The organism is Laspinema sp. D2d (genome assembly GCF_025370755.1).
Taxonomy (GTDB): Bacteria; Cyanobacteriota; Cyanobacteriia; order Cyanobacteriales; family Laspinemataceae; genus Laspinema.
Genome location: NZ_JAMXFC010000016.1, coordinates 122,217 through 137,875, shown reverse-complemented (window position 1 = coordinate 137,875; position 15,659 = coordinate 122,217). Strand labels below are relative to the sequence as shown.

The window sequence follows — 15,659 nt, the reverse complement described above, 5'->3', positions numbered from 1 at the left end:
CTGCCAAGGGGAGCCTAGATGCAAGTCGGGCTCCCCTCTTTATTGCTTTCGTGTCACTGGCTTAGTCTAAACTCCAGAATATAAAGACCCTAAACATAAAACCTTGAAGATAAAGAAAGCGCCGGTTGCTGCGATCGCAGTAACCGGCGCTTTCTGTTTGAGCCTACTGACCTAATTAAGGGGCCATCACCAGATAAGGTGAGGCGATCGCTTCGGCTTGACCCGCATTGACTAAAGCCTGGTAAACAAATGCTGCTACCTCGGCGCGAGTGGCCTCTTGGCTAGGATTGAGGCGATCGCGAATCGGATAATTCACCACCAATCCGCGTTCAGTTGCCCCGGCGATCGCCGTCTGTGCCCAGTCCGGAATCCCACTCCTATCGGAAAACACCGATAACACCTCTCTATTCTCCGAACGCAATCCCAACCCACTGGCTAGGGCCACCAGCACCTGAACCCGAGGAATCTGTTGGTCCGGGCGGAATTGATTTCCCGGATATCCCGTTAAAAACCCACCCCGACAAGCGGTTTGAATCGCCTCAAAGCCCCAAAAATTACTCCGAACATCGGCAAACGCCGAACAAGCCTGATTTGACCGGGCGGTAAACGCTTTATTCACGATCGCCGCAAACTGAGCACGGGTCACCCGTTCATTCGGACGAAAGGTCCCATCATTAAATCCAGCAATCACCCCTTTAGTTGCCAACGCTTCGATATAAGGTTGGGCCCAGTGACCCCCAATATCCCGAAATCCTGCGGCGATCGTTGCCGCCACAAACTCCACCAATCCCGAGATCCGACTGGCATCAATATCATTCCCCACTGCCAGAATGGTATTGTTGCGGGTGGCATTATAAAGGTCATAGCGGGTATTACTCCGGATGTAATTTTTGCCCTCAGATTCAGCAGTCCCTAAATCCGGCAAGGCATCCCCGATCACCACAATCCCATCCCGTTCATTATTCTCAATCACATTATTGCGAAAGATCGGTTTCGCGGAATTGGAAACCACCACCCCATCAATATTTTGGAGAATCCGGTTCTCCACAATCATCGGGGCGGATGAATCCCCGATCGCCAACCCAAAACCTGTGTCCTGAAATATATTTCCCCGAATTTCCCCTTGTGCCGATCGCGCAATAGAAATCCCATTCCCATCGTTTTCAGTAAACACACTATTTTCAATCAGAGGGGTGGAAGTCCCCGTCACGAAAATGCCCTCGCGCAGATTGCTAGTAAAGGTACTATTACGAATCGTTGCTGCCCCCGATTCGATCCAGATGCCAGTTCCCCGGCTGTTGGGGTTCGTTACTGCTACTCCGGCGATCGTGCTATCGGTAGCGGTGACGATCGCCACATTTTGAACCGCAAAGGTGGGACTGCTAAAGCTGCCACCGCCAATAATCCGTACATTCTGCCCTTTCTTGTCTTCATCCCCGCGCAGAATAATCCCCGGGCGGAGGGTCAGTGGAAACGTTTCGGTGTCCTTGGTATAACTCCCAGGGGCCAACTGAATCACGGTGCCAGAGGTGGCTTGGGAGAGGGCATAAGTAATACTCTGATAAGCGGCCCCTTCACTACTGCCTGCATCAGGGCGATCGCTTCCTAAAACCGGATTAACATAGACAACTCTAGCGTTTGCCGGAATTTGGGCAGTCTGCACCCCCGAGGAGAGTGGCATTGGGGGGACCGAATTGGCCCCGGATTCGGGAACCGCCACTACTCCTACTCCTAAAACCAAGGCAGTTACGAGGGGTAGACTCAATCTCCGGGTCATGGGGCCCTGACTCAACCACGCGGGTTGTAACCTAAAAGAAGACAGTTGCTTGATCATCTGCTGATGGGTCCTACTCTGGTAAAACATCAAAGTTGTTAGACTTAGGTTAACCCCATAGGCGCTTACATTAACGCAGTTGGGATAAAATTAAGTCCCGAGGAGGTTGGTATAGTAGAAGGAAGACAACCCCTGTTTTTTGACAAGATTTAGTCGGATTTTGGCACAAACAAAGGGCTAAAAACCCGGTTTCTTGTCCCCGTTTTCCTATTCTGTCCAGATGTTCTTCCTAAGACTTAATAATGATCCAATCAACTCGTTGATTCCTGTTGTTTTCCGGAAAATTTTACCGGGAGTTTTGGGGGATGAAAACTCAAGAGAAATCTTCTTTATCAAGCCAGAAACCTCTTCTGTAAATTCTTCGTCTTTAATCGGTAAACTCATCTATTAAATTGGTAAAAATGCCCCTATCCATATTCTTGGTTTTGCGTCGGATTATCCAGGTTGGAACTCTCGGGATTGCTTTGTTGGGAGTGGGAGAAGGAATGCTGTCCCCAAATAGCGCGACTGGAGCTGAAGAAATTATTCTTAAGTATGGACCCATGCGAGCCCCTGTCTCTGTAGATGACTTATCTAGGTTTGCTGAGACGGGAGATCTGTCTTTCTCGTTGCGATCGTATATGCGGTTAGGAAGTCAAAACCCTGATGAAGTTCGCAATCATTTAAACCGCTCCATTTCTGTGAGTCCCCAATTTTTAGATCGGGCGCTGAATAATCCTCTGGGTAAGCGTGCATTAGAGGAAATGGGGGACATGATTCAGACCCCTTCAGGTCAGTTGAGCGGTCAAGCGCTGCGCGCTTCTTTGGTCCTCTCAGCAGCAGAAGATGGTCAGATTAGTGTAGTAGAATTAATTGAAAATTACCCGGCACAGACTATAGAAGTAGATGTACAGAGTTTAGTTCGAGTTTATAACAAGCTAAGTTTTCTGGAAAAATTACCCTTTTAAACGGGACTAATAAAAATGATTAGGGCTGAAGAAACGTCACTCTAATCTCAAGGTTTTAAAACGGGGTAGAGACGGGAAATTTTGCGTCTCTACCTTTTTTATTCTGAAATTTATATGAAAACCAGTTTTTATTCCCAGACGAGGATAATCCCTCATTTTAAATAATAGTGAGACAAGCGATTGGATAAAGTGCCGATAAGATTTACTTTTAAAACTGTTTTAAGCCTAGCAAACAAATTTATGGCGGGCATCAATTACAGCCTAATTAAACAAGCTGTGCTATAGAGGATAAACAAAGAATCAGTAGTCTTGTTATGAAAAAATTTCCCAAGTTTTGGTCGTTGAGTGCGCTTTTTCCTGCATTGTTAATCCAAAATATAACTCTAGCTCAAATCCTCCCGGATGCGACCCTGCCAGTCAATTCCCAAGTCACCATCCAAGATGCCACTGACTTAATCGAAGGGGGGACAAATAGCGGTCCTCACTTATTCCATAGCTTTAGTGAGTTTTCCATTCCCACCGGGCGCACTGCTTACTTTAATAATGCACCGAATATTCAAACTATTTTCACTCGAATCACCGGAAATTCTATCTCAGAAATTGACGGGTTGATTCGCGCTAATGGCACGGTAAACTTATTTCTGCTCAATCCGAATGGGATTGTTTTTGGCCCAAATGCTTCCCTTGATATTGGCGGTTCATTTTTAGGGACAACGGCAGGTAGCATTAAGTTTGCGGATGGGTTTGAGTTCAGTGCAATTGCTCCGCAGGTGAATCCGTTACTAACCATGAGTGTGCCGGTGGGGTTACAAATGGGGACGAACGAGCCACCCGGTACGATTCAAGTGCAAGGCGCTAATCTGTGGGTTAAAACGGGACAAACCCTCGGATTGTTGGGGGGAGATTTAACCATTGCTGGGAACGGTAATCCGTTGGCGACAAGCCTAACTGCAGGGGGATTCCCCTTCAGTTTAGTTGAGGGTAGCCCTGTGCCAACTACTCCAGGGGGACGAATTGAACTCGGAAGCGTCCGGGCCGGAAATGTAGCCATTAATCCAAGTGATCAAGGCTTTAGTTTAGGCTATGATGGCATCGAAAACTTTGGTGATATTCAAGTAATCAAGGGAGCTACTATAAATACCAGTGGGACCGGGGGTGGTGAAATTCAACTTCAAGGCCGCCATCTGCAAATCAATTCAGGTTCACGTATTATCTCTTTTACATTAAATGCTCTTGAAGGGGGAGACATTACCGTTAATACTTCTGAATCGGTTCACTTATCAGGCAACCGAGGATTTGTGGAAACTTTTTCGCGAATTGCCAGTTTTGCCGCTGGGCCTAATGAATTTTTAAATGGTTTCTTTACCTTGACATTTGGTGCGGGAAATGCAGGCAATATAATAATTAATACTTCTCAATTTATTGCAGAAAACGGCGCTTTTATTATTACTTCTACCGCTCAAGAAGGTCAAGGGGGTTCGCTGACCATTAACGCAAACGATTTTATCAAAGTGAGCCACTCTGGGTTATTTACGGCCAACCGACCTGGTAGTATTGGACCAGCGGGTGATTTAACGCTCAATACTCGGGCATTAATCCTAGAAGATTTGGGGATGGCTTTAGCTGGAACGGCTGGAATAGGAACAGGTGGCAATTTAACGGTAAATGCGGCGGAATCTATCGAGTTAATTGGAGGTCAAACGTTTATACTCCTCAACGTCCAATTTAATACGGGCTTGTTTACTTCGACTGTTAGTCCAGGGGATGCAGGAGATATCCAATTGACGACTCAGAAAATGATCTTGCGAGATGGAGCCTTTATTGCAGCATCAGTGGGAGGAGGGGAACAGGGGCAAGGACAAGGAGGAGCTATCGAAATTAATGCTTCTGAATTGATAGAGGTCAGCGGAGTGCCTGAATTTTTCTATTTGCCTATAGGAGCCATTACCCTTCCTGGCACAACCGGACCAGCAGGAAGTTTAACGCTTAATACGGGTATTTTAGTTTTAAACGCTAAAGTTCTTGTCAGTGTAAGTAGTCAAGGCTCTGGCAATGCAGGCAATCTTTTTGTTAATGCTGATTCTATTATTTTAAATGACCAATCTGCTCTAACTGCGGATACTTTAAATTCCGGATTGAATGAAAATCAAGAACAAGCCACAATTAATTTAACTGCTGGCAATTTAATATTACGCCAAGGCAGCCGCATCACGACCAACGCCCGAGGTGAAAATGTTATCGGTGGCAACATCAACATTGAGGCGCAGGTGCTAACGGCGTTGGAAAATAGCGACATTAGCGCTAATTCGCAAGATTTTCGCGGCGGGCAAGTGAACATTAGCGCTCAAGGCATTTTTGGTATCCAGTTTCGTCCTTTGCCGTCCGACCAAACTTCGGACATTACGGCAACATCGGAACGGGGGGCTGAGTTGAGCGGCATCGTCAGGGTCAATACTCCCGAGCTCGACCCCACTGCTGCCCTTGTCCCTCTTGAGACTAATTTCCTTGACCCATCGGGACAGATTAGCTCTGGCTGTCACGGGAATGAGAATAGTTTCACGGTGGTTGGTCGTGGAGGCATCCCAGCTAGTCCCACGGACCCACTCTCAGAGGTTAGGATTTTGACTGACTTGGGCAGCACCCAGCAGGATAATATCATGCCCAACCAGTCGCAGATTCCAGCACCGGCGAAGGAATACAGGGAAGCCACCCAATGGCAACTGAATGAGCAAGGTCAGGTGGTTTTAGTTGCAGCGACTCCGAATCCCTCTGAACGGGAGGTGTTATGTACGGAGTTGTCTGGTTCAACTTCAAGGGTTGAGGTTCGATAAGCGATTGTTTTGGGAGACTTGGATGCGATCGCCCAGCTCAGACTAGACCCCACCCAAAACCTGAATTTTGCGTTTGATTCAGACTTGATTCCCCATTCCGCAGGTCCATTTCTATTCTCAAATATATTTTTGAGCTTTTAAGGATTAAGGAGTGCTGTGGTGCAGTGCTATGTAGGCTTAGGGTTCCAAGTTTTCAGGGGGAACTGGAGGGTCCACCGGGGGCGGAATGGGGTCAGAAATGGGTTGAGGGGAAGCCAGTTCTACGGAGATGGGGGGTAGGGGTAAAATTTTCTGGACTTTCCAACCGGGGATAGTAAAAATGCGGGTAAGCTGGTCCACTGGAACCGGGGATGTGGCGGCAAAGGTCGGTTCTGGGGTGAGCAAGACGGCGAGGACACTTACGGGGACTTGGAGAAAAAGATTAGCACCAAAAAAGCCACCGGCTGCGATCGCCAGTCCTAAAAAATGCGATTGGGGTAAATAAGCCGCAATCCCCGCAGCAACAGGGGACCACAGATAAAGATTCCAGAGAATAGCAACTAATCCCACCGGAACCAGTAGGGCCAGCCAACGGTTCCGCGTTCTTAAAAATAAGCTGAGGATCCGTCGTTGTTCTTCACTCAGGTACTGAGGGGCGATCGCCACGAACAGCAAACTAAAAATATAGAACGGGCGGGTCCATTGCATCCATAACAGGGGCAAGAGGCCAACTGCCGCAACCAATAGCAATTCTAAACCACCGGAGAACAGAGGGTCACCCACGGACAAACCGACCCAAGTCAGTTCGAGAAACAGGGGGACAGCCGCCGCACCGGCTAGATGAATCCAAAAATAGGGATCAGAGCGAAAAGAAACCATGAAACAATCCAGGATTAGGGATGAAGAATCAGGGGTGAAGGATGAAGGGTGAAGGATGACAAATGACAAATGCGACAAATGACGGGCTAACCGTTAACTTTACATCGTTAACGGTTGCAATCTCCTTTACCCTTCACCCTTAAGCTGTGACACTTTACGCCCACCGTTAAGCTGGAGTAAGAGTGCGGCGCTTGGTGACCATCCGATAGGCTTCGATGGTATCTCCTTCGAGCCAGGTACTGAATTTATCAATACCGATACCGCATTCAAAGCCACTATTGACTTCCTTGGCATCATCCTTAACCCGTTTGAGAGAGTCGAGAGCACCTTCATAGATGACCTCTCCCTTGCGATGAACCCGAACCTTACAGTTGCGGATCATTTTACCGGAGAGTACATAACAGCCCGCGACGGCACCGCGACCGATTTGGAAGACAACCCGGACTTCTGCCTGACCGAGGGGTTCCTCAATCAATTCAGGATCCAGTAGACCTTCCATTGCCGCTTGGATATCATCTAACAGGTTATAGATGATGTTGTACTCGCGAACATCAACCCCAGCGCGGTCAGCTGCCTGACGTGCACCGCTGGCGAAGGTGGTGTTAAACCCAACAATGACCGCATCAGAAGCGGCAGCGAGGTCAACGTCTGTTTCCGAGACTTCCCCAGGTGCTGCCAACAGGACGCGGACTTGCACCTCATTTTGAGGAAGTTGTTTTAAAGAGCCAATGATGGCTTCGATGGAGCCTTGAACGTCGGCTTTTAGAATCAGGTTGAGTTCTTTCAACTGACCTTCTTGAGCACGAGCGCTGAGGCTGTTGAGGGTAACCCGACGAGAGTTGAGGGCTTGATTGAGACGAGTTTCGCGATTGACATCGGCGCGATCGTCAGCAACGGCCCGAGCATCTTTTTCATTCGGGAAGACATCGAATTCATCCCCGGCAGAGGGGACCTCGTTTAAGCCTAGGACTTCGACGGCAAAGGATGGGGTAGCGACTTCGACACGATCGCCGCGATCGCCTACCATTGCCCGGACTTTACCCATTGTGGATCCTGCGACCAAAATATCTCCTATATGCAGGGTCCCATTTTGCACCAGCAGGGTAGCTACTGGACCCCGAGCTTTATCCAAATGGGCCTCAATCACGGTCCCTTTCGCTGCGCGATTGGGGTTAGCCGAGATTTCTTCGATTTCTGCCACCAAGATAATCATCTCTAGCAGGGTATCCAAGTTCAGCCCTTGAATCGCGCTGACGGGAACCATAATCGTGTCGCCACCGAATTCTTCGGGGACCAGACCATAATTCATCAGTTCCTGCTTAACGCGGTTTAAGTCGGAATCCACCTTGTCAATTTTATTGATGGCGACCACAATGGGCACTTGAGCCGCTTTCGCATGGCTGATGGCCTCAATGGTTTGGGGTTGGACCCCATCATCGGCAGCGACCACCAGAACGGCGATATCCGTCACCCGGGTACCACGAGCACGCATGGCGGTAAAGGCTTCGTGACCCGGAGTATCCAGGAAGACGACTTGGTGCATCGCGCCTTTATGTTCGACATCGACATGATAGGCCCCGATATGTTGGGTAATCCCACCGGCTTCTCCTTGAGCCACCTTCGTTTTCCGAATGGAGTCGAGGAGGGTAGTTTTCCCGTGGTCCACGTGGCCCATAATCGTTACCACTGGGGGACGAATCTGGAGGCTTTCCAGGTCGCTGATGTCGATCATCTCGCTGACCTTTTTCGCTTCGGATTCGGCGACAGCGATCTCGACAGTGACCTCTAGTTCTTCCGCGACCATTTTGGCCGAAGGGATATCTAAAGTTTGAGTAATGTTAACGGCAATCCCTTTGGAGAAGAGGGCTCTGACGATATCTGTTTCAGAAACAGCTAAGGCATTAGCCAGTTCTCGCACGCTCATCGCTTGAGAGATGACAATATGCTCTGGACGTTCTTTTTTCTCAGTTTTGTCCTGACGACGGCCCCGAGATTTACTACTGCCCGAAGAGTCGCGATTGGTATTCGGTTTTTTGGTTTGACGGGCGGTAATGATGGCACCAGTCCGGGGAGCCGGGGCCGTTTTGGGTTTAGGCGGACGGGCGATCGACAGGCTCAGAGCGGTATCTGACGATTCATCCGTATCTAAATCGCTTTCATAATCATCATCGTCTTCATCGGCTAGAGGCTTGAGTCGCCGCTTAGATTTGGTAACGCCCTTACCGGCTTTTTCATCTAAGTCTTGCATCTCGTCTTCTTCTTCCTTGCGTTTTTTCAAACGCTTGGGAGGACGAGGGGGAGCTTTCAGTTGCGGACGTGGAGTTTCGTTATCGTCCTCAGAGAAGGGTTCTGACTCCGTGTTAGAGACGTCTTCATCCGACGAGGCGCGATCGCGTAACTCCTTGGCTTTGGCAATGGCACTATCTCCTTCCCCAGAGCGCCGGGGGCGGACCAGTTCTGCCGCAGGTTTAGGCTTAGGTGCAATCCCAGCCTGGGGACTTTCTCGACGGGAATCGCCTTCCTTACTAACCGAGGGGGTCGGCGCAGAGGGCGCGGAGGGAGAGGGGCGAGTCGGCGCAGCAGGCTTGGCGGCGCGAGGCATTCCTGGGCTACTGGGGCCAGGAGTTTTGGCAGCCACTGGGGAGGGACTGTCATCTTTCTTGGACACGGGTTTGAGGACAGGTCGGTCCAATTTACCGGAATCAATTTTCCGTTCAGAGGAGCGGACGGGGCGGACGGGGGGGGCTTGCAGTCCTTGCAAGTCTTCCTCAGAGAGCGGATTATTTTCGTCCCTTTGGTCCCCTTGGGGTTCCGAGACCCGCTCAGGGTTGCGCTCTGGGGTTAGGGCCGGGGTATTGGCCTCGTCCGGAGCGAAGAATTCCTCTTCGAGGTTTTGGGAGTCCGGTAGACTGGGATCGCTGTCGTTATTACGCACAGGTCGATTCAACATCATCTGCTTATTGTGATTGGCATCGGATGAGCTGTGGGCATTGGGGAAGGCACTGTCTTCTGATAAGGTTTGTCCCCCAACTTGATTGTTATTATTGCGGTAAGGTTGTTTTCGGATTTCCAAAATTTCCTGTTTTTTCTTAGCGTTTGAGGGGTTTCCCAGTTCGGAGGCCGCTTGTTTTTCTTTGGTTTTGGCGGCTCCATTCGCTTTTTCGGGATGATTCATGACGAATTTTTCGATGCGCTGGGCCTCATCTTCTGAGATGGTACTACTATGGCTTTTAACTGGAATGTTCAGTTGTTCGCAAACTGCCAAAATGTCTCTGTTTTCCAAATTCAATTCCCGTGATAACTCGTATATTCTCACTTTTCCGTTGTTCATAAAACCTCCGAACGGCGGATCCCGCCCTTCGATTGTGGATCTTGGGATTTTTAACGCTGAGTGTTCAGGTTTTTCCCAAGCTTAATAGTTGAATCGAAGAGGGTCGAGCCGGTCTTTTAGTGCGATCGCCGCCGGGAGACCGACAGAACCCGTTAATGGCATCGGCTTTTTGGGCGTTATTGTTGACCGGCTGGGATACCAACGGACAACCGCATATCGAGAGAGCCGCACGCTCATCTCCCACATCAGGTACGTTGCTTCGCCGGTTCAGGCGAAACCGCATCTTCTGTTCTAGTCTTGCACGAATTTCTATAGAACTGGGGATGTTAGGGTCTATAGGGTGGGGTTGTTTTTTGGGGTTCAAAGGAGAGGGATAACTCCGGGAGGTCTAATTGAGTTGGGGTTGTTATGGGGTTAGGGTTCCTACCGGCTGCTCGGATTGAGCGCTTAGGGGTAACCGTTGCCCTAGGGTTGAATACAGTTCTGGGGGAACCGCTGCTTTGAGCGATCGCCCCAGTCTATTTTTCTTTTGAGCCGTTTTCAGGCAAGAGGCTTCTGGACAAAGATAGGCCGAACGCCCCATACCCGTATCTAATTGTACCTGATCCGATGGGTAGAGTTTGACGATACGCCAGAAGGCTTCTTTCGGTGCAACTTTACGGCAACTAATACAACGTCGGTAGTTTGGTTTCATGAGATGACGGCGCTTCGGTTTGTCCTGCCAACGACTTGAATGGGATTTGCAAGAGACGCTTCAGGGGTCAATTCCCCCGAGGAGCGTCTTTCGCCAATGCTTTACTCCAACCTCCCTTGAGAGTTGTCCCTCCCACAGATCCCCTGGATGCCTTCTAGTTATCCCGAAGGCTTCCCCCAGACTTCCTGATCCGTGGGCGCTTTTCCCTCAACTTCAAGCCGTTCTTTGAACTGAACTGGCCGTTGAAGTTTCCTCTAACTCCTCTAACTCATCTCCTACCTCCTCCATGTCCTCTTCTTCCTCGTAGGAAGATTGAACCCTAGAAGACTCGTAAGAAGAATCGTAGTCGTACTTCGCACTATCCTTAATGTCGATTTTCCACCCGGTCAACCGGGCTGCCAAACGGACGTTCTGGCCTTCTTTCCCGATCGCCAAACTCAGCTGATCCTCGGGAACCAAAACATGAGCCTGTCTCGCTTCAGGATTCACCAACCGGACTTCATCCACTTTAGCCGGACTCAGGGCATTAGCAATATAAGTCGCGGGATCCGGTGACCACCGAATCACGTCGATTTTTTCCCCCCGTAATTCGTTCACCACGACTTGAATCCGTGATCCCCGCGCTCCAATACAGGCTCCCACCGGGTCTACATCCCGCTCTAGGGTATCCACTGCAATTTTAGTCCGGGGTCCAACATGACGAGAGGGGGGATTGGCTTCCCGCGCAACGGCGACAATCCGCACGACCTCATCCTCAATTTCCGGTACTTCGTTGGCAAATAGATAAACCACCAATCCAGCATCGGCCCGAGAGACCAATAACTGAGGACCTCGGCTGGGGCCTTCCCGCACTTTCTTCAAGTAAACCTTAATCGTGGTGTTGGCGCGGTAATTATCGTTCGGCAACTGTTCCCGTTTAGGTAACTCTGCCTCCACTTCCGGTTGTCCAAACCCACTATTCACGGCCAGAATCACCGACTGGCGATCGAATCGCAGGACTCGCCCTTGCAACACCGTACTTTCTAAGTCCTCAAACTCTTCCTGCACGATCTTACGCTGCTGGTCCCGGAGCTTTTGCTGGAGGACCTGCTTGGTCTGAATCGCCGCCATCCGACCAAATTCTCGTTGGTCTGGGGTCACATCCAAAACCACCGTATCCCCGAGTTGAGCTTCGTCGGCGACTTCCTGAACCTCTTTTAAAGAAATCTCATGGTCTCCACTACTGACCAATTCAACAATCGTCTTCGTAGAAAGGACCCGAAAGCCTTCTTCTGCAATATCCAGTTCGATTTCAAAATTATCAAAAAAATGTTCATCGAAATGGATCTTTTCCATACTAATCGTGCGCCTGTAGCGCTCGTATCCTTTCAAAAGCGCTTCCCTCAGTGCCGCTTGCACGGCTTGCTTCGGTAAATTCCGCTCTTGAGAGATACTGTCGATCATCTCCCGGAGTCCGGGGAGGCTGACCATTGCCATAATACTTGCCTCCGTTGTTCTATTTAGAGTTAGAGATAACAGGACGAGGATTCCAAACGCGCTTTGTTCAGAATCTCCTAGGCACTCAGGGATTAGATAAATGGGACAAGAAACCGGGTTTCTGGCCCTCATTTATGGCTAATGAGTTCATGAGTAGAGATACGGTCCAGAAATCGGGTTATCTTCCCTTTTTTAGACCAACCTCCTAGGGATCTGCCTGCCTTGACTGATGCGAACCCGTCCTTGGTTATTCTTCTCGATCTACGAGCTGCACTTTATTGATGAGGGGTCGCGGAATTGCTGTTACTCGACCTTTACGGTTGAGATAAACGGCAGTTTCGTCCCGCTTCACGAGTCTACCTTTCCACTCTGTATGCCCCTGATAGGGTTCCAGGGTTTCCACGACTGCGGGAAACCCTTTGAATGAGATAAATTCTCGGTCTGTGGTGAGCTGCCGCGAGATTCCAGGACTGGAAATTTCTAAAACGTAGGTATCCGGGATTAACTCCCGTTCGTCTAAGCTGCTTTCCAACGCCTTGCTCATGCGTTCGCAGTCATCCAAACTGGTGTCTGTGCTGTAGTTGCGGATGTCCACTCGCAGTACGGGCGGATTCAGGTTGGTATGAAAGACCGCTGCCACCACTTCTAATCCGAGAGAGTCGGCGATGGGGGTAGCGATTTCGATAATTTGTGGGATCAGGGGATGAGTCATGAGACAGATTTGAACAAAAAAAGTGGGGGTTGACCCACTTCAAAGCGAAATAACTCTTCACAGAAGTTTGGGAATGAACGGTGTTCTCTTCCCTTTGGCGGCAGGGATTTCTAGGGTCTATCGCTTGTTGTTGCTTAGACAGTACAAATCTACTGGCACGCGCTGACCGCAAGCCTTTGGGGAGGCTTTCCGGGGAAGGAGGGCAAGATCTAACCGCTGGTAGGCAAGGGACAAACCGAGGTCTGATCGGATCCTCTGTCAGTTTAGCCTCGGCGATCGCGGCTGATTGGGCTTCCCCTATTGCATATTCCAATGCCCTAGGGACTGCTTCAGTCGAGTTCAACCGTTTGGGGACCTTCCAGCTTGATTGGTGTCTTGCTGCCCGGGTGGAACCGTTTTCCCTCCTGTTCGCACTAAACCTGCCCGCTTTCCTAGATGCCCCACTCCAATTTTACGGTTACTCTTGTGGAGATGCCAGTCTTTTAGGAGCGAGTTTGCCGGTTAGACAGGGGCGATCGCCATCCTCCCGCCCAGGACTGCACTTAACGCACCCTGGGGGAAGTAGACGCTTTCCGATAGTCAGGCCATTCGGCCCCCTATTCTCAACTATCTAGTGGTTGAATGCCTTTGTCGTTCCATTTTACACGATCTCCCCGGGGATTGACCGCATCTCCTCTGAACTGGTCCTCTTGATCCATCTTGATCCGTTCGTTCTCCTTCTTCCTACATAGGATGCCGGTACAGTTTTAGAGCCAAAGTAACGAAAACCCAAGTTTTGGCCCAAATTGGGGGCTTTCTAGGCAGAAAGTTGGTAAACCAACTCGGTTCTAACCCCTACGGTATCTGGTTCCTACAACCTCTGGAGACCCTTGCTCTTCCCCTAACTTCTGTGTTCCGGTTCAGACCCCTTGATATTGCGAGTCGCCCGCTTGCGAAGGGCTTCGGTTTCGTCAAACAGGTCCTCGGGGTCTGATTCTTCCATCTGTTGAACGTAGTTAACCTTAATTTCTTCCAGTAAGGCAGAAATTAAATACTCAAACTCGCCGATGGTATCTTCTCTTCGCAATTCTTTTCGTAACGCACTGCCGAAATGTTCGACCAGTTGCTGAGTTAATTTTTCCCCCACTGGGTCCGGGGGTGCATGAACGATCGCCTCGTATGCATTTTCTGGCCCCTCAGTTACCAGTCTCGATACCCGTTTGACTAACTGTTCCGCCATTTGATGAGATAAATCCCCAAATCCCGGTAACTTCTGAATCCGCTGATATAACTCGGAGGATTTCATCGTATTTTCCATCTGATGAGAGAGCAGGGCCTGTAAATCCGGCTGCACTGCGGGCAACACCCGACAAACGGTAATTTCTAACAAGCGACTAGAAATCGCTTGAACTTCGTTAATATCATTAATATTGATATACTCTTTCTCCGCTGGTTCTAATAAACTCCGGGTCAGTTGTCCACTTTCTACACTCCCTTTCATCTGATTAATGGTTTGAACGACTACCACTTCGGTCAGTTCTTTGGCAAAGTTAGCCACGAACCCCAACCGAGCTTGTTTCTGCACCCAGTCCAGGTTCAAAATATTGGCTTCATTGAGTCGAATGACTACGGGAATCACCCGCAACCATCGCCAAAAAGGAATCAGTAAAATCAAATCATACCATCGCCATAACATCGCCCCTTCTAATGTCATGTGGGGATGACGCCGCACAATTAACCAGCTTCTAAATAACAAGTCTAGGAAGAAAATAGCCATAAAAAAGATATCAATCAGCCAAAACCGATCAATATATTCATTGGCTATCCCATAATGCCTAAAATAATTCGATTGCATGGGAAACCGAATCTCTTCATTAAAAAAGGCTAATTCATTTTCCCATCCGTTAGCCTGGAAGTTTTCTAAACTCCAAAATGTTCGGAAAGCGGTGCTGGATGATTTGTCCGCCCAGAGGACTTCCGGTGCTAACAGTTCGATGACATCCAGAATCAATCGAGGACCTCTAGGACGGGCTTCGGTCCGCGAATAGATATGCCGCCGCATATTATTTTTTATTTCTTCTAATGTGCCATTTTTATGAGCACGCTCAAAGAAATTTTGGGTAATCATCGTCGTGCTAAGTTCTTGCAATTGCCCCAGTAAAGGTTCTACTCGGTCCGATCGCAATCCATCACGCTGTAATTCAACCGTGAGACTGTCCACCAGTTGGAGATAGTTTTGGGTGTCGCGGTAGGGTTCAATTCCTTTAATGGGATCATAAAAGAGTTGGGGTTCATAAAAATTCATTAAAAATCGGATATCCCGATTAAAAAAATCCATTGCTTGCCGCCATCCAACCGTATTTAAGTATTCACGATTCCAAAAGGCTAGGAAGGCTTGTTCAGGATTTTCCGCCCCCATTGCGGTTTTCATGCGAGTTTTAATTTCTTCTAACGCTCCATAACGATCAGTCACTCGAAATCGTTTTTCATCCACGAGTTGAATGCTCTGTTCTCTTAACTGGTCTAATAAGGGTTCTACCTCGGGGTTATCTAATCCATTTTGCTGTAAGATGCCTTGCAAGCGATCGACTTTGGCTAAATATTTTTCTCGTTTGGTGGGTCTAAATTTTTCTACAAATAAATCGCCCCGGAGGTAGAAGTCTCGCCCGGGAACGTAGCTGAGGTCAAATAGGACCAGAATTAAGTTAACTAAAGCGATAATGGCGACTAATTTTTCTAATAAATTGAGCCAAGGGGGGAGATTTTCACGATCGCGTTTTTTTGAAGGCATAATTTCACGGGAAGATGGGAGAGGGTGGGTTTGAAAAATTTTTTGAAGGGGGTTTTAAAGCGGCCAAAATTTTGGTCGGGGGGTTAAAACTTCATCCTTATGCAGGAATAGGGTAGCTGAAATCTACAGGTTCTGGCAAGGACCACCGGGGGGATAGGGTTGAGCCGATCGCTAGGACACGAGGACCCCACCCTAACCCTCCCCAA

At 49.1% G+C, this 15,659-nt stretch carries 10 protein-coding genes; 2 read left to right on the top strand and 8 right to left on the bottom strand.

All coding sequences use genetic code 11. The annotated features are described in order from the left end of the window. Positions 1-175: 175 nt before the first annotated feature. Entirely contained in the window at positions 176-1,777 is a 1,602-nt protein-coding gene (locus NG796_RS13060) for a DUF1565 domain-containing protein (RefSeq protein ID WP_261207261.1), read from the bottom strand. A 458-nt stretch (positions 1,778-2,235) separates the two neighbouring features. Here NG796_RS13060 and NG796_RS13055 point away from each other — a divergent pair, with 458 nt between their 5' ends. Together NG796_RS13055 and NG796_RS13050 are read left to right on the top strand one after the other, a co-directional pair. Beyond that, the gene (locus NG796_RS13055; protein ID WP_261207260.1) at positions 2,236-2,781 is read left to right on the top strand and encodes an alpha/beta hydrolase; all 546 of its coding nucleotides are present in this window, start codon (positions 2,236-2,238) and stop codon (positions 2,779-2,781) included. 314 nt (positions 2,782-3,095) lie between these two features. Next, the gene (locus tag NG796_RS13050) at positions 3,096-5,612 is read left to right on the top strand and encodes a beta strand repeat-containing protein (protein ID WP_261207259.1); all 2,517 of its coding nucleotides are present in this window, start codon (positions 3,096-3,098) and stop codon (positions 5,610-5,612) included. A gap of 177 nt (positions 5,613-5,789) precedes the next feature. Here the strand turns inward: NG796_RS13050 and NG796_RS13045 are convergent, their stop codons facing one another. The 7 genes from NG796_RS13045 to NG796_RS13015 all read right to left on the bottom strand — a co-directional run bounded on the left by NG796_RS13045 (position 5,790) and on the right by NG796_RS13015 (position 15,453). Continuing rightward, positions 5,790-6,470 carry a low-complexity tail membrane protein gene (locus tag NG796_RS13045; protein ID WP_261207258.1) on the bottom strand — a complete coding sequence of 227 codons (681 nt, stop codon included), beginning with the start codon at positions 6,468-6,470 and terminating at the stop codon, positions 5,790-5,792. A 166-nt stretch (positions 6,471-6,636) separates the two neighbouring features. After that, complete coding sequence (gene infB, locus NG796_RS13040) at positions 6,637-9,801, bottom strand: translation initiation factor IF-2 (protein WP_261207257.1); 3,165 nt, start codon at positions 9,799-9,801, stop codon at positions 6,637-6,639. A gap of 64 nt (positions 9,802-9,865) precedes the next feature. Continuing rightward, positions 9,866-10,165 carry a hypothetical protein gene (locus NG796_RS13035; RefSeq protein WP_261207256.1) on the bottom strand — a complete coding sequence of 100 codons (300 nt, stop codon included), beginning with the start codon at positions 10,163-10,165 and terminating at the stop codon, positions 9,866-9,868. 42 nt (positions 10,166-10,207) lie between these two features. Next, entirely contained in the window at positions 10,208-10,495 is a 288-nt protein-coding gene (locus NG796_RS13030; protein WP_261207255.1) for a YlxR family protein, read from the bottom strand. A gap of 213 nt (positions 10,496-10,708) precedes the next feature. Continuing rightward, positions 10,709-11,971 (bottom strand): transcription termination factor NusA, encoded by a 1,263-nt coding sequence (gene nusA / locus NG796_RS13025; protein ID WP_261207254.1) that lies wholly within the window; start codon positions 11,969-11,971, stop codon positions 10,709-10,711. Between the two features lie 247 nt (positions 11,972-12,218). Next, positions 12,219-12,683: a ribosome maturation factor RimP gene (gene rimP / locus NG796_RS13020; RefSeq protein ID WP_261198196.1), complete on the bottom strand. Its 465-nt coding sequence runs from the start codon at positions 12,681-12,683 to the stop codon at positions 12,219-12,221. Positions 12,684-13,563: 880 nt separating this feature from the next. After that, positions 13,564-15,453 (bottom strand): hypothetical protein, encoded by a 1,890-nt coding sequence (locus tag NG796_RS13015; protein ID WP_261207253.1) that lies wholly within the window; start codon positions 15,451-15,453, stop codon positions 13,564-13,566. Between the last annotated feature and the right edge of the window lie 206 nt (positions 15,454-15,659).